Source organism: Micromonospora sp. WMMD956 (assembly GCF_029626125.1).
In the GTDB taxonomy this organism is placed as follows: Bacteria; Actinomycetota; Actinomycetes; order Mycobacteriales; family Micromonosporaceae; genus Micromonospora; species Micromonospora carbonacea.
Window position 1 is genome coordinate 417,257 of the sequence record NZ_JARUBI010000005.1, and the last position, 14,793, is coordinate 432,049.

The 14,793-nt window shown below is 73.2% G+C and carries 10 protein-coding genes and 1 pseudogene; 3 read left to right on the forward strand and 8 right to left on the reverse strand.

Annotated features, from left to right (window positions below; all coding sequences use genetic code 11):
* Window positions 1-79 precede the first annotated feature (79 nt).
* The 4 genes and pseudogenes from pulA to O7628_RS02060 form a co-directional block, all read right to left on the reverse strand.
* Window positions 80-5,581 carry a pullulanase-type alpha-1,6-glucosidase gene (pulA, locus tag O7628_RS02045; protein WP_278127904.1) on the reverse strand — a complete coding sequence of 1,834 codons (5,502 nt, stop codon included), beginning with the start codon at window positions 5,579-5,581 and terminating at the stop codon, window positions 80-82.
* 257 nt (window positions 5,582-5,838) lie between these two features.
* Window positions 5,839-6,594 (reverse strand): cellulose binding domain-containing protein, encoded by a 756-nt coding sequence (locus O7628_RS02050; RefSeq protein ID WP_074474301.1) that lies wholly within the window; start codon window positions 6,592-6,594, stop codon window positions 5,839-5,841.
* Between the two features lie 143 nt (window positions 6,595-6,737).
* Window positions 6,738-7,055, reverse strand: a pseudogene (locus O7628_RS02055) (hypothetical protein); the annotation flags it as partial.
* 21 nt (window positions 7,056-7,076) lie between these two features.
* On the reverse strand, window positions 7,077-7,835 hold the full coding sequence (locus O7628_RS02060; RefSeq protein WP_278127907.1) for a hypothetical protein: 759 nt from the start codon (window positions 7,833-7,835) through the stop codon (window positions 7,077-7,079).
* A gap of 48 nt (window positions 7,836-7,883) precedes the next feature.
* Here O7628_RS02060 and O7628_RS02065 point away from each other — a divergent pair, with 48 nt between their 5' ends.
* Window positions 7,884-8,087: a hypothetical protein gene (locus O7628_RS02065; RefSeq protein WP_278127908.1), complete on the forward strand. Its 204-nt coding sequence runs from the start codon at window positions 7,884-7,886 to the stop codon at window positions 8,085-8,087.
* A 406-nt stretch (window positions 8,088-8,493) separates the two neighbouring features.
* Complete coding sequence (locus O7628_RS02070) at window positions 8,494-9,498, forward strand: glycerophosphodiester phosphodiesterase family protein (protein ID WP_278127910.1); 1,005 nt, start codon at window positions 8,494-8,496, stop codon at window positions 9,496-9,498.
* A 76-nt stretch (window positions 9,499-9,574) separates the two neighbouring features.
* Here the strand turns inward: O7628_RS02070 and O7628_RS02075 are convergent, their stop codons facing one another.
* Window positions 9,575-10,234, reverse strand: a complete 660-nt coding sequence (locus O7628_RS02075) for a DedA family protein (protein ID WP_074474308.1) — start codon at window positions 10,232-10,234, stop codon at window positions 9,575-9,577.
* Between the two features lie 237 nt (window positions 10,235-10,471).
* Here O7628_RS02075 and O7628_RS02080 point away from each other — a divergent pair, with 237 nt between their 5' ends.
* Window positions 10,472-13,327 carry an aconitate hydratase gene (locus O7628_RS02080; RefSeq protein ID WP_278127913.1) on the forward strand — a complete coding sequence of 952 codons (2,856 nt, stop codon included), beginning with the start codon at window positions 10,472-10,474 and terminating at the stop codon, window positions 13,325-13,327.
* A 62-nt stretch (window positions 13,328-13,389) separates the two neighbouring features.
* On the opposite strand, the gene O7628_RS02085 is transcribed toward O7628_RS02080, so the two are convergent.
* From O7628_RS02085 to O7628_RS02095, 3 genes are read right to left on the reverse strand one after another with little or no spacing between them, the layout of a single operon-like run.
* Window positions 13,390-13,998, reverse strand: coding sequence for an ATP/GTP-binding protein (locus O7628_RS02085; RefSeq protein WP_074474310.1), 609 nt, complete (start codon window positions 13,996-13,998; stop codon window positions 13,390-13,392).
* Window positions 13,979-14,365 carry a DUF742 domain-containing protein gene (locus O7628_RS02090; protein WP_043967572.1) on the reverse strand — a complete coding sequence of 129 codons (387 nt, stop codon included), beginning with the start codon at window positions 14,363-14,365 and terminating at the stop codon, window positions 13,979-13,981. Before O7628_RS02090 ends, O7628_RS02085 begins: the two co-directional genes overlap by 20 nt.
* A 5-nt stretch (window positions 14,366-14,370) precedes the next feature.
* Window positions 14,371-14,793 carry a roadblock/LC7 domain-containing protein gene (locus O7628_RS02095; protein ID WP_007072006.1) on the reverse strand — a complete coding sequence of 141 codons (423 nt, stop codon included), beginning with the start codon at window positions 14,791-14,793 and terminating at the stop codon, window positions 14,371-14,373.

Genomic DNA, 14,793 nt, shown 5'->3' on the forward strand with positions numbered 1-14,793 from the left:
TCCACCGCAACAAAGAAGCCGGCCCCGCCGGGCGCGACCTCAAGTCGCGCTCGGCGGGGCCGGCCCCGTACGCCCCGGGTCAGCGCTGCACGAAGACCGCCACGCTGCGCGCCGGCACCGTGAACGTCCCGCTGCCCCGGTCGAACGAGGCGGTGCGCAGCACCGGATCGGCCGAGGCCCGCAGCACCGGGTGCAGCGCCACGTCCGACCCGCGCAGCCCGGTCACGGTCTGCTGCGCCGCCTGCGGGGTCGCGTTGAACACGACGGTCACCGACCGCCACGCCCCGCCGAGCCCCCGGGCGTCGAGGGTCATGGTGAGCACGCCCGGCGTCTCACCGACGCCGGACAGCGGGAACGCGACCCGCTTCTGCACCTGCTCGGCGGTGTCCAGCCCGAACACCGGCGACGACTCGCGCACCCGCAGCAGCTCCGCGTACCGGGCGTCGGCCAGGTCGATCGCCGCGCAGTCCGGCACCAGCTTCGGATCGGCCAGCAGCGGCTTCGCGTACGGCCACTTGTCCTGGTTGTCCTGCGCCGGGGGCAGGCCCGCGCCGAACCCGTTGCCCTGGGCGCAGTCCCAGCGGATCTGGTTGAACCAGTCGCCGGAGTTGTAGGAGTTGCGGTCCAGCGACTTCGACCGCAGCCGCTCCGAGCCGGCCGTCACGAACCCGGTCCCCTGCCCCAGCGCCACCGTGCTCAGGGCGAGCACCTGCATCCGGGCCCGGTCGGTCGCCGAGGTGGCCTGCGGCAGCTTGTACGCCAGCGCGTCGTACAGGATCTCGTTGTCGTGCGCGTCGACGTAGGTGACCGCCTCGCCGGGCGCGGCCGTGTAGCCGGCCGGCGAGCCGTTGTAGTCGACCTGGCCGCCGGTGACCTGCCTGCCCGACGAGTCGGTGAACCGGTAGCCGCGCAGGTTGCCGGTGAGCCCCACCTTGATCAGGTCGTGGGCGTGCAGCAGCCGGGCCTTCTGCTCGGCGGCCGAGCCGTTGACCGGGTCGCCGTTGGGGTCGGTGAACAGGCCGGAGGCGAAGCCCTGCACGCGCGGGTTGGCGTCGAACGGGCCGCCGCCGCGCACCGCGTCGCGCAGCCGGTCGTTGAACGTGCCGATCCCGGTGCCGGCCATGTTGGCCTGGGTGGCCTGCGTGAACCGGGCGTCGTCGGCGACCTCGCCGAAGTTCCAGCCCTCGCCGTAGAGCAGGATCTTCTTCCCGTCGACGCCGTCGCGGGCGACGGTGAGCTGGTCCAGGGCGGCGCGCACGGCCAGGATGTTGGCCTTCGGGTGGTGGCCCATCAGGTCGAACCGGAAGCCGTCCACCTTGTACGCCTTGGCCCAGGTGACCAGCGAGTCGACCACGAGCTTGCCCATCATGGCGTGCTCGGGTGCGGTGTTGGCGCAGCACGTGGAGGTGGCGACGGCCCCGTCGTCGAGCAGCCGGTGGTAGTAGCCCGGCACCACCTGGTCGAGCACCGACTTCGCGTCGGTGCCGGCGGCCGAGGTGTGGTTGTAGACGACGTCCATGACGACCCGCAGGCCCGCGCCGTTGATCCCGGCGACCATCCGGCGGAACTCGGCGGTGCGCGCCGCCCCGGCCGGGTCGACGGCGTAGCCGCCCTCCGGCACGGTGTAGTGCAGCGGGTCGTACCCCCAGTTGTAGCCGTCGGTGTCGGCGACGGCCGCGACGCACTTCTGCTGCTCGTCGGAGTCGGCCGGGAGCGCAGCCAGGTCGCACGCCGGCTGCCGCTGGTCGGCCCGCCGCTCGGGGATGGTGGCGAAGTCGAACGCGGGCAGCAGGTGCAGGTAGTCGACGCCGGCGTCGGCGAGCGACCGCAGGTGCTTCATGCCGGTCGTGCCCGGGTCGGTGAACGCCAGGTAGGTGCCGCGCCGCTCGGCCGGCACGGTGACGTCGGCGACGGAGAAGTCCCGCACGGAGACCTCCTGGATCTGCGCCTTCGCCGGGGGCACGGCCGCCGGCTTGCGCAGGCCAGCCCAGCCGGCCGGGGCCAGGGCCGGGTCGGCCAGGTCGACGAGCTGGCTGTGCGTGGAGTCCGGCGCGAGGGCCACCGAGTACGGGTCGGTCACCGACGCGGTGACGACCCGCTGCGCGGCCGGCTGCCACGCGGACACCCGGTACCGGTAGTACTTGCCGGTCCAGCCCGGCTCACCGCGCACGGACCACACGCCGGTGCGGTCGTCGCGGCGCATCGCCACGACCCGTGGCGCGGCGGTCGGGGCGTCCGAGAGCTCCAGCGCCACCGACCGGGCGGTGGGCGCCCAGACCGACAGGGTGGGCACCCGGCCGGCGAAGGTGGGGCCGAGCCTGGCGGCGGTCGCGGCGGCGTACACGTCGTCGAGCACGCCCGGGACCTGCACGCCGGTCGCGCCGAGCAGCTTCCCCTCGGCGTCCCGCTCGGTGACCACGAGCTGCCCGCGCAGCGCCGCCGGCACCTTCGCCAGGTCACCCCGGTCGAGGGTGAAGGCGCGGTGCGCCCACAGGTGCGGGAACCGCGCGCGCTGGGCCTCGGTGAGCCCGTTGCGCTGCGCCCGCAGCGGCAGCGAGGTGTACGTCCCGGACAGCTCCCCGTCGACGACGCTCAGCCCGCCGGAAGGGGCGGTGACCAGGGCGTACGTCCGGCCGTCGGTGTCGGGAGTCTGCCAGGCGACGGTGGACCGGTCGATCCACTGCGCCCGCTGCTTGGTGATGTCCACGTCCCTGGATACCCCGGACGAGGTCGTCGGCAGTAGCCGGCCCGGCGTGGCGGCGAGCAGCCACACCTCCCGCCCGGCGGTGGCGAAGTCGAGCCGCTGGTCGTCCGGCAGGTCCTTGGTGTCGCCGTTGTGCACGATGTAGCTCAGGCCGGTCGCCCCGGCGGCCAGCGGCACCCGGAAGACCGCGCCGAAGGAGTCGACCTTCTCCGGCTTCAGCGGGCTGGACCAGTCGGTGGGGTTGGCGGCCCCGTCCCACAGGTGCAGGCCCCAGCCGTCGTAGTTGTCGTCGGCGCGGCGGTAGTGGATCAGCGCGGTGTCCTCGGCGACGGGCGGGTCGGGCTCGCCGGTGGCGGCCTGCCGGCTCGGATAGACCGCGGCGTCGCCCTGCTTCACCCACACCTCGCCGGTCTGCGTCACGTCGACGGTGCGGTCGGTGGCGACGTCCTTGTTGCCGGCGGAGTCCACCACGAGGAACCCGACGGACTCCGCGCCGGGCTTCAGCTTCACCCAGGCGAACCGGCCGTACGAGTCCTCGCCCGCGAACGGCTGCCCCTTGGGCCACTCGGTGACGTACGCGGGGTCGATGTCGCCCCACGCGTACAGGCCCCAGTCGGCGTAGCCGCCGGCCGGGCGCTGGTAGTGCACCACCACCCAGTCCCGCGACGCGCTCTGGGCGGGGGTGCCGACCGTGGCGGTGGAGCGGGTGGCGGCGACGCGGCCCCGGCCGTCGCGGACGACGGCCTTGTACTCGACCTTCGTGCCGCCGGCCAGGCCGGTCAGGTCGTGGTGCACGGTGTACGGGGCGGTGTGCGCGCTGCCCAGCAGGGTCCACCGGCCGCCGGCGACCCGGGCGGCGACGGTGACGGTGGCGAGGGGATCGCCGGTGACCTGGGCGGTGACGGCGGCCCGGGTGGCGACGGGCGTGCCCGGGGCGGGGGCGGTGACGGTGATCGTCGGCTTCGCGGCGGCCTGCGGGATGGCCCTGGCGGCCCGGTGGACCACGGCGGACATGGCCGGCACGGTGACGGTGAGCCTGCCGTCCGCCCCGGCGGTCGAGGTGCCGGTGCCGCCGTAAATGCCGGCGAAGGCGGTGCCGGGCGACCAGGTGTCCACGGTGACGGTCTGCGCGGTGTCGGCGTTGTTGACGGCGACGACGTACTCGACGCGCTGGCGGGGGTCGACGCGGGAGAACGCGAAGACGCCGGGGCCGTCGGCGGCGTACCGGGTGACCTGCACGCCGTCGCGCAGCGCCGGGTGGGCCTGGCGCAGCGCGCCCAGCCCGGCGATGGTGCGGTAGAGCGGGTGCGTCGGGTCGTACTGGTCGGCGGCGTGGGTGCGGTCGGTGCCGATCAGGTCGTCGTCGAGGTAGTCGGCCGTCTTCGAGGCGAACATGTCCTGCCGGGCGTCCTTGTCGCCGCCGGGGCCGGTGAAGCCCTGCTCGTCGCCGGAGTAGACCACCGGCTGCCCCCGGGTGAGGAACATCAGCTCGTGGGCGAGGGTGGCGCGGCGCAGCTGCGCGGCATCGTCCCCGCCGGCCGCGGCGATGAACGAACCGATCCGGCCCATGTCGTGGTTGCCGAGGAAGGTGGTCAGCCGGTTGGCGTCGGTGTCGCGGGCGGCGTACAGGTCGTCGCGGGCGTACACGTCGGCGAGGGCCTTCGCGGAACCACCGGCGGCGGTGTAGCCGCGCGCGGCCTCCTGGAAGGCGAAGTCGAGGGTGGCGGGCAGGCCGCCGCGCCGCACGTACGTGGAGGTGATCTCCGGGTCGGCGCTGTAGACCTCGCCGAACATGAAGAAGTCCTTCTTGCCGGCCTTCTCGGCGGCCCGCGCGATGCCCCGGCTGAACTGCGGCCAGAACTCCAGGTTGGCGTGCTTGACGGTGTCGAGCCGGAACCCGTCGACGCCGGTCGCGCCGATCCAGTCGCCGTAGACCTTGGTGAGGCCGGCGACGACCTCGGGGCGCTCGGTCCACAGGTCGTCGAGGCCGAAGAAGTCGCCGTACTCGCTGTTCTCGCCGGCGAAGGTCGAGTCGCCCCGGTTGTGGTACATGGTGGCGTCGTTGAGCCACGCCGGGACCTTCACCTTCGCGTCGGCCGGGCTGTCGAAGGTCGGGGTGTACGGGAACGAGTCGGCGTCCACCTCGGGGAAGCCCCGGGTTCCGTCGGCGTAGTTGCGGTCGTCGAAGGCGCGCCCCTGCGCGTCGGTGTAGGGCGCGGTCCTCTTGTCGATGTAGGCGTACTTGTCCTCGGCGTACTTGATGACGTCGGCGGTGTGGTTGACGATGACGTCGAGGTAGACCTTGATGCCCCGCCGGTGCGAGAGCTGCACCAGCTTCTTCAGCTCCTCGTTGGTGCCGAAGTGCGGGTCGACCTGGGTGAAGTCGGTGATCCAGTAGCCGTGGTAGCCGGCGGAGACGTCGTCGCCCGCGCCCTGCACGGGCCGGTTCTTGAAGACCGGGGCGAGCCAGATGGCCGTCGTGCCGAGCCCCTGGATGTAGTCGAGCTTGTCGATGACGCCCTTGAGGTCTCCGCCGTGGTAGAAGCCCTTGTCGGTGGGGTCGAGGCCGGTGGTCAGCCGGTCGCCGGTGAGGCCGCCGGGGTCGTTGCGCGGGTCGCCGTTGGCGAACCGGTCGGGTAGGACGAAGTAGAACTGCTCGGCCCGGGCATCGTCGGAGCCTGCGGCGAGCAGGGCATCGGCGGAGGGTTCGGCGCGCCACTGCGTCGCGCCGGCGGCGGCGAGGGCGTCGGTGCGGGTGCCGCCGTCGGCGGCGTCGCCGCCGAGCTGGCGCACGGCGACGGGGGTGCCGACGAGGGCGAGGGTGAGGGTGGAGACCAAGGCGAGCATCGCCTTACGGGACATCGGCGGGGGTGTCATCGACGGCCTTCCTCTGGTCGTGATTGGCCCGCACGCTAGCCCTTGCCGAAACGTTCTGCAATACCTTGCAAACGGAGTCGCAACAAAGCAGTCATCTTGCAAGCACCTGCGGACGACGGCGCGCCCGCCCATCCCCCGGGGACGGCGGACGCGCGCCTACGGCGCAGGAACGAGCCGGCCACGGCCGGTGACGAGATCGGCGAGCAGGTCCCGCCGGGTGCCCGTCGGCGCCGACGGCGGGGGCACGGAGCGGGCCGTCAGCGCAGGCCGGAGCAGCCGGCCCCGTCGACGGTGCAGGTCGTCGGCCGGGTGGCCCGCGTCTGGTCGAAGTGGAACCGCAGCGGCACCGACGCGCCCGCACCCAGGTCGACGCCGCTGGTGAAGGTCCAGGTGTCGCCCGAGCGGCTGATCCGGCCCTGCGGCGCGCCCTCGATCCACGCGGTCACCAGGTGGGCGCCGGGGAAGGTCATCCGGACCGTCCAGTCCTGCGCGGACCGGGACCCGTTGCGCACCAGGACCTCGCCGATGAACGCCCCGTCGTAGGAGTTCATCACCCGGTACGCGCCGCTGACCGACGGCGACGCGGGCGGCCTGGCCGGGGTGGTCGGGGCCGGCGGCTCGGGTTCGGGCGCGGGCGGGGCGGCCGGCGGCGCGGCCTCCCCCACCGGCAACGTCGCGGCGCCGCCCCCGCCGACCGGGGTCGTCGCCACGGGTCGCCCGGCAGGCTGCGCCCCGCTGGGCGACAGGGTCGCACGCGGGGAGAGGCCCGGCACGACCGGCGCGGGCGGCTCGGTCACCGACCGGCTCACCGTCGGCGGCAGCGTCGGCAGCGGCATCGTCCACTCGGGAGCCGGGAACGCCTCACCGACGGGACCCCGGCTGCGGTACGTGCCGAGCGCCACGAACAGCAGCACGACCATCACCACCACCCCGACCGAGACCACGATCCAGGGCGAACTGGCGATGGCGGCGTTGGCCCCGGGGGTGGGTTGCGCGCGACGTGTGCCCGACATGTCCCTCCCTCATCGGTCCCGCCGGGAGAGCGTAGCGATCATCGGCAATGTCGGAAAGGGCCGGAGCCCACTGAACCGTCCTAACAGTCCAGTGAGCCCGGTTCCGGCGATGCCGCGGGCACCCGAAGGTCGCCGCGACGCGGTCAGGCGGTGCGGATCACCGTACAGATGGCCGGGCCGTCGTCGGTACTCCTCAGCAGGTAACGGTACCGCTCGCCCGGAACGCGCCGGCCCCGGCCGTCCAGGAACTCCCACTCGACGGCGACCTCGGTCAGCAGCGCCGACACCGGCTGCACGTCCACGATCACGGCGTGCGCCGCCACCAGCTCACGCTCCCGGTAGGCCGGGGCCGCGCCGACGAACGACAGCGCCACCGCCGCCGGGGACGCGAACGAGAAACTGTAGGTGTCGGCGACGACCAGTCCCGGCAGGGCGTGGCAGGCGGCCACCGCCGCCACGTCGCAGCGCGCCGCCCCGGTCGTTCACCGTGGCGGGATCCGCACCTCGATCTCGGCACCGAGCTGCGCCCCACCGGTCAGCCCCAGGTCGTCGCCGCTCCAGAACCGGCCCGGGTCGTACCAGTTCGGCCGGCGGCCCGCCGGCAGCAGGCCCATGGCCTCGTACGTCACCGCGACGACCTCGGCGCAGTATGCCGTCTCCAGCGCCCGGTCCCGCACCGCGACCCCGCCCGCCCGCTCCGCCTGCGCGGCTCCCCGGTCCGGCTGGTCGACTGCCCGCTGCGCCTGGTCGGCTCCCCGCTGCTCCGACAGGTCGGCCGCCCGGTCGCGCCGGCCGGGCAGGGGCAGTGGCAGCCGCACCTGCGGCACCCGGCCCCGCGCCCACCTCCAGGCGAGCTGGGCGGTCGACGGGAACGGCGTGCCGTCGAGGCGGGCGACGGTGCGCAGCACCGCCTGCTCCATCGTCGCGTCGGCCGACGGTTCGAGCTGGCGCAGCCAGGCCCGCTGGCCGTACCGGTTGGCCCAGACGCAGACCGCGTCCCGCAGGTCGTGCAACTGCACCCCGCGATGGTGGGTGCCGGTCCACATGTCCCGCAGCGACCGGCCCAGCTCGGCGTGCCACATCAGCGGCGGCAGATCGTCCAGGACCACCGCCATGCCCACGTGGTTGACCGGGCTGTTGGTGGTGAGCTGGATGGCGCGGTCGGGCACGCTGCGGCCCCGGAACACCCACACGTCACCGGTGCGGGTCAGCTCCACGGCCTCGTCCAGGCCGATGCTCATGCCGTCACCCCGCCGTTCTGCTCGCTCATGAACGTCTACCCTAGGCGCATGCGGCAACGGATGCAGTGGTGGAAGTGGCTCGGGCTGGCCGGTCTCGCGGGTGTCGCCGCCACCGGCGTGGTCGTGGCCCGCGCCGAACGGCGGCGACGGGCGTACACCCCGGAGGAGATCCGGGCCCGGCTGCGCGACCGGCACGCGGAGGCCACCGCCACCGGCGAGATCGGCACCCCGCCCGCCGACCAGCCGGCCTGACCCACGGCCCGCCCTGACCGACGGCCCGCCCCGACCCACGGACCGCCCTGACCCACGGACCGCCCTGACCAGCGGGCCTGCCGGCCTGCGGGCCCGGCGGGCCGGCGGAGCAAGGTCACGCTCGATCAGGGAAAGAGTGGCAACGCCCGGAGTGGGAGGCCACTCGATCCAGGATCGAGCACGACCTCGTGGGACCGGCCTGCCTCACCGCGCCGATCTTGCAGTTTCGGCCCCGGCAAAAGGGATAAGGCGCCCAGGCACGGGGCCCCAAGTGCAAGATCGGCGCGCCGGGGAGGGGCGGGAGGGGGGCGGCGACCGTTGGGTGGGGCGGTTGCCGGGGGCCGGGGGGCGCTGGCAGGCTGCTGCGGTGACCGAACGGGGAACGGGATCCACCGCTAGTGACGGCGTGCCCGGGGGCGAGCGGCCGGGCCGGGGGCGACGGTGGCGACGCCGGCTCGGGGTCACGCTGGCCGTCGTGCTGCTGGCCACCGCCGGCCTGTACGTCGGCAACAGCTCCACGCTGGCCGGCGCCTCAGCGGACCGGCCTTTCCTGCTGGCGCACCGGGGGCTGGCCCAGACGTTCGACCTGGCGGGCGTCGCCAACGACACCTGCACCGCCGAGCGCATCCACCCGCCGCAGCACCCTTACCTGGAGAACACGCTCGCGTCGATGCGGGCGGCGTTCGCGGCGGGGGCCGACCAGGTGGAGTTCGACGTGCAGGTCACCCGCGACGGCCGCCTGGCGGTCTTCCACGACGCCACGTTGCAGTGCCGCACCGACGGCACCGGGACGATCGCCGACCACACCCTCGCCGAGCTGCGCGGGCTCGACCTTGGCTACGGCTACACCAGCGACGGCGGGCGGACGTTCCCGTTCCGGGGAGCGGGGACCGGGCTGCTCCCGACGGCCGACGAGGTGCTGGCCGAGTTCCCCGACCGGGAGCTCCTGATCCACCTGAAGGTCGAGCGGGCCGCCGAGGGCGAGGCGCTGGCCGACCTCTTGGCGACCCTGCCGCAGCAGCGGCGGCGCGCCCTCACCGTGTACGGGGGCGACGTGGCGGTGGCCGCGTTCGCCGCCCGGCTGCCCGACGTCCGGGTCACCTCGAAGAAGATCATGCAGGACTGCCTCGTGCCGTACCTGGCGGGCGGCTGGACGGGGCACGTCCCCGACGCCTGCCGCCACCGGCAGCTGCACCTGCCGCAGCGCTACGGGCGGCTGATGTGGGGCTGGCCGAACCGGTTCGTCGCCCGGATGCGGGAGGCGGACACGCGGGTGGTCCTGGTCAACGGGTCGGGTGAGTTCTCGGAGGGCTTCGACGACCCGGACGACGTTCCCACGATCCCGGCGGGCTGGGCAGGCGGCGTCTGGACCAACCGCATCGACGTGGTCGCGCCCCTGCTGGGCCGGTGAGCCGGGGCCGCGCCCCTGTTGGGCCGGTGAACCGGGGCCGCGCCCCCGCCGGGCCGGTGGCCGGCCGCCGGCCGGGTCAGCGGTCGCCGGTGGTCGCGCCGACCGGCTCGGCCTCGCCGGACGCGTCCGCCTGCTCCAGCCGGCGGGCCCGCCGGCGCAGCCACCAGGTGCTGCCCAGGCCGGCGAGCACGGCGAGGACCAGCCCGGCCCAGGAGATGTCCTTGAGCCAGTGCTCGGCGGCCCGGCCGACGCTGTAGAGCAGGTAGGTGGTGCCGAAGGCCCAGACCAGGCCGCCGGCCGCGTTGGCCAGCAGGAACCGCCGGTACGGCACGTGCAGCGCGCCGGCCAGGGGGCCGGCGAGGATGCGCAGCAACGCCACGAACCGGCCGAAGAAGACGGCCCACACGCCGTGCCGGGCGAAGCTCTGCTCGGCGCGGGCGAGCTGGGCGGGGCCGAGGTGTTTCGGGAAGCGCCGGCCCAGCCGGGCGAGCAGGGGCCGCCCGCCCCGGCGGCCGACCGCGTACCCGATGGAGTCGCCGACGATCGCGCCGAACGCCGCGGCGGCGGCCACCCACTCGGGTTGCACGACGCCGGTGGCGGCGAGCAGGGCGGAGCTGACCAGGACGATCTCGCCGGGCAGCGGGACGCCCATGCTCTCCACGCCGATCACCCCGGCGACGATCAGATAGACCGCGACCGGGGGCAGCGCGGTCAGCCAGTGCTGTACGTCGACCACGGAGCATCCCTTCAGGTCCGGCCTCGAACCCTACCCGGGCCGCCGGGACGGGGCGGCCCCTCGCCGTCGGGCCACCCGGGCGGGCGCGGGCGCGTCCCGAAGCCTGGCGTCAGGTTGCGCGACTAGCAAGACGGACGTACGGTTTTGTTGAAACGGGAATCGCGGTAAGTGTCACCTAACCGGGGCGTCGCCCTGGCCGGTGCGACAGACTGCTCAGGACTACTCACGGTCGCTGGTGTGAAGGAGTACGACGTGGCGAGCCTCGACACCTTCGGTGCGAAGACCCAGCTACGCGTCGGAGACGCGAGCTACGAGATTTTCAAGATCAGTAAGGTGGAGGGGCACGAACGGCTCCCCTACAGCCTGAAGATCCTGCTGGAGAACCTGCTGCGGACCGAGGACGGCGCGAACATCACCGCCGACCACATCCGCCAGCTCGGCGGCTGGGACGCGGCCGCCGACCCGAGCGTAGAGATCCAGTTCACCCCGGCGCGGGTGCTGATGCAGGACTTCACGGGCGTACCCTGCGTGGTCGACCTGGCCACCATGCGCGAGGCGGTCCGCGAACTCGGCGGCGACGCCACCAAGGTCAACCCCCTCGCGCCCGCCGAGCTGGTCATCGACCACTCCGTCATCGCCGACCTGTTCGGCCGTGAGGACGCCTTCGAGCGCAACGTCGAGCTGGAGTACGAGCGCAACAAGGAGCGCTACCAGTTCCTGCGCTGGGGCCAGACCGCGTTCAACGAGTTCAAGGTCGTCCCCCCGGGCACCGGCATCGTGCACCAGGTCAACATCGAGTACCTGGCCCGCACGATCATGGAGCGCGGCGGCCAGGCGTACCCGGACACCGTGGTCGGCACCGACTCGCACACCACAATGGTCAACGGCCTGGGCGTGCTGGGCTGGGGCGTCGGCGGCATCGAGGCCGAGGCCGCGATGCTCGGCCAGCCGGTCAGCATGCTGATCCCCCGGGTCGTCGGCTTCAAGCTGCACGGCGAGATGCCGGCCGGCACCACCGCCACCGACCTGGTGCTCACCATCACCGAGATGCTGCGCAAGCACGGCGTCGTCGGCAAGTTCGTCGAGTTCTACGGCCCCGGCGTGAGCGCCGTGCCGCTGGCCAACCGGGCCACCATCGGCAACATGTCGCCGGAGTACGGCTCCACCGTGGCGATCTTCCCGATCGACGCCGAGACCGTCCGCTACCTGGAGCTGACCGGGCGCGACCCGCAGCAGGTGGCGCTCGTCGAGGCGTACGCCAAGGAGCAGGGCCTCTGGCACGACCCGGCCGCCGAGCCGGACTACTCGGAGCGCCTGGAGCTGGACCTGGGCACCATCGAGCCGTCCCTGGCCGGGCCGAAGCGCCCGCAGGACCGGGTGCCGCTGGGCAGCGCCAAGACGCTGTTCCGCTCGGCGCTGACCGACTACGTGGCCGCCGACGCCACCGGCGGCGACGCCGGCCGCACGCCCGGCGTGCCGCAGCAGGAGAAGCCGCTCGGCGTCGCCGGCCCGGCCGACGAGGCGTCCGCCGAGTCCTTCCCGGCCAGCGACGCCCCGGCCAACGGGGTCAACGACCCGGCCGACGCGCCGCGCGACCTGGTCACCGCCGCCGTGGGCGCGGGCGGCCGGGCCAGCAACCCGGTGCGCGTCACCGGCGCCGACGGCGTGGAGTACGAGCTCGACCACGGCGCGGTGGTGATCGCCGCGATCACCTCCTGCACCAACACCTCCAACCCGCAGGTGATGATCGGGGCGGCGCTGCTGGCCCGCAACGCCGTCGACAAGGGCCTGGCCCGCAAGCCGTGGGTGAAGACCACCCTCGCGCCGGGCTCGAAGGTCGTCATGGACTACTACGACCGCGCCGGCCTCACCCCCTACCTGGAGAAGCTCGGCTTCAACCTGGTCGGCTACGGCTGCACCACCTGCATCGGCAACTCCGGCCCGCTGCCGGAGGAGGTCTCCGCCGCCGTGAACGAGGGCGACCTCGCCGTCGTCTCGGTGCTCTCCGGCAACCGCAACTTCGAGGGCCGGATCAACCCGGACGTCAAGATGAACTACCTGGCGTCCCCGCCGCTGGTGGTGGCGTACGCGCTGGCCGGCACGATGGACATCGACCTGGCCAACGAGCCGATCGGCGAGGACAGCGCGGGCGAGCCCGTCTACCTGCGCGACATCTGGCCCAACAGCGCCGAGATCCAGGACGTCATCGCCCAGGCGATCGGCGCGACCGGCTTCAGCGCCGCGTACGCCGACGTGTTCGCCGGTGACGAGCGGTGGCAGTCGCTGCCGACCCCGACGGGCGACACGTTCGCCTGGGAGGGCGAGAGCACCTACGTGCGCAAGCCCCCGTACTTCGAGGGCATGCAGCAGGAGCCGGCCCCGGTGCAGGACATCGCCGGCGCGCGGGTGCTGGCCAAGCTGGGCGACTCGGTCACCACCGACCACATCTCCCCCGCCGGCTCGATCAAGGCCGACTCCCCCGCCGGGAAGTACCTCGCCGAGCACGGCGTGCCGCGCCACGAGTTCAACTCGTACGGCTCGCGCCGGGGCAACCACGAGGTGATGATCCGGGGCACCTTCGCCAACATCCGGCTGCGCAACCAGCTCGTGCCGGGCGTGGAGGGCGGCTTCACGGTCAACCACCTGACCGGCGAGCAGACCACCATCTACGACGCCTCCACCGCCTACCAGGAGGCGGGCGTCCCGCTGGTCATCCTGGCCGGCAAGGAATACGGTTCGGGCTCGTCGCGGGACTGGGCGGCCAAGGGCACCATGCTGCTCGGCGTGAAGGCGGTCGTCGCCGAGTCGTACGAGCGGATCCACCGGTCGAACCTGATCGGCATGGGCGTCCTGCCGTTGCAGTTCCCGGTGGACACCACCGCCGAGTCGCTGGGCCTGACCGGCACGGAGACGTTCTCGATCAGCGGGGTGACCGCGCTGAACGACGGCGAGACCCCGCGCACGGTGAAGGTCAGCACCGACACCGGCGTCGAGTTCGACGCGGTGGTCCGCATCGACACCCCCGGCGAGGCGGACTACTACCGCCACGGCGGCATCCTCCAGTACGTCCTGCGCCGCATGATCGCCAGCTGAGCGCAAGGAAGGGCCCCTTGTTAACAGGCGTCTGTTAACAAGGGGCCCTTCCTTGCGTGCGGTCAGTTGCCGGCGGCCCGACGGCGGGACTCCCGGATCTTCAGCGCGTGCTCCATCAGCGTGATGAGCACCTCCTTGCTCGACTCCCGCTGCCGCGCGTCGCAGAGCAGCACCGGCACCCCCGGGTCGAGGTTGAGCGCGGCCTGCACCTCGTCGAGCCGGTAGCGGCGGGCGCCCTCGAAGCAGTTCACCGCGACCACGAACGGGGTGCCGCGCCCCTCGAAGTAGTCGATCGACGGGAAGCAGTCGGCCAGCCGTCGGGTGTCGGCGAGCACCACCGCGCCGAGCGCGCCGAGCGCCAGCTCGTCCCAGACGAACCAGAACCGGTCCTGCCCCGGGGTGCCGAACAGGTAGAGCACCAGGTCGTCGCTGATCGTGATCCGGCCGAAGTCCATCGCGACGGTGGTGGTCGTCTTGCCCTCCACCCCGGACAGGTCGTCGATGCCGACCCCGGTCTCCGTCAGCACCTCCTCCGTCCGCAACGGCCGGGTCTCGCTGACCGCACCGACCATCGTGGTCTTGCCGACGCCGAAGCCGCCCGCGACCAGGATCTTGATCGCGGTGGGCAGCGGCACGGCTCCCGCCGGCCGCTCAGAGGGCCCGTAGTCCATTGATAACCGCCTCGAAGATGCTGTCGTCGGGAAGGCCCGCAGTCGTCCGCGGCTCGCGTACCTGCACGAGGTCGCGCGCCATCAGGTCGCCGAGCAGAACCCGGATCGTACCCACCGGCAGGTCCAGGTGGGCGGCGACCTCCGCAACGGACTGGATCCGCTGGCAGAGCGCGACGATGGCCAGGTGTTCCGGGCCCAGCCCGACCTCCGGCGACACCTCCGAGCGGGTGGCCGTCACCAGGGAGATCAGGTCGAACGTGCCGGTGACCGGGCGCGCCCGGCCACCGGTCACCGCGTACGGTCGGACCACCGGCCCGGCATGGTCGTCGACCCACCGTTCCTCCGTGGACTCCCCCGGGACCGTCATCGCGGCTACTTCTCGCCGACCGGCTGCTCGGGAAGCCGGGTCGGGGAGGCCACGTACTTGCCGACCCGGGTCACCAGCATGGCCATCTCGTACGCGATGAGGCCGACGTCGGCGTCCTCGGAGGCCAGCACCGCGAGGCACGCGTTGCGGCCGGCGGCGGTGACGAACAGGAACGACGACTGCATCTCGATGATCGTCTGCTGCACCTGGCCGCCGCCGAACCGCTTGCCCGCGCCCCGGGCCAGGCTCTGGATGCCGGCCGCCATCGCGGCGAGGTGCTCCCCGTCGTCCCGGCTCAGGCCCTGTGACGAGGCCATGAGCAGGCCGTCTGTGGAGAGCGCGACCGCGTGCTCGGCCTGCTTCACCCGGCCGACCAGATCGTCCAGCAACCACGTCAGATCGGCGCTCGAAGCCGTCTTCTGCCCCAC

What these genes read in the sequence shown, in the direction of transcription:
- pulA (WP_278127904.1), bottom strand. Translation starts at nt 5,581, where the DNA reads ATGACACCCCCGCCGATGTCCCGTAAGGCGATGCTCGCCTTGGTCTCC.
- O7628_RS02050 (WP_074474301.1), bottom strand. Translation starts at nt 6,594, where the DNA reads ATGTCGGGCACACGTCGCGCGCAACCCACCCCCGGGGCCAACGCCGCC.
- O7628_RS02060 (WP_278127907.1), bottom strand. Translation starts at nt 7,835, where the DNA reads ATGAGCATCGGCCTGGACGAGGCCGTGGAGCTGACCCGCACCGGTGAC.
- O7628_RS02065 (WP_278127908.1), top strand. Translation starts at nt 7,884, where the DNA reads ATGCGGCAACGGATGCAGTGGTGGAAGTGGCTCGGGCTGGCCGGTCTC.
- O7628_RS02085 (WP_074474310.1), bottom strand. Translation starts at nt 13,998, where the DNA reads ATGGACTACGGGCCCTCTGAGCGGCCGGCGGGAGCCGTGCCGCTGCCC.
- O7628_RS02090 (WP_043967572.1), bottom strand. Translation starts at nt 14,365, where the DNA reads ATGACGGTCCCGGGGGAGTCCACGGAGGAACGGTGGGTCGACGACCAT.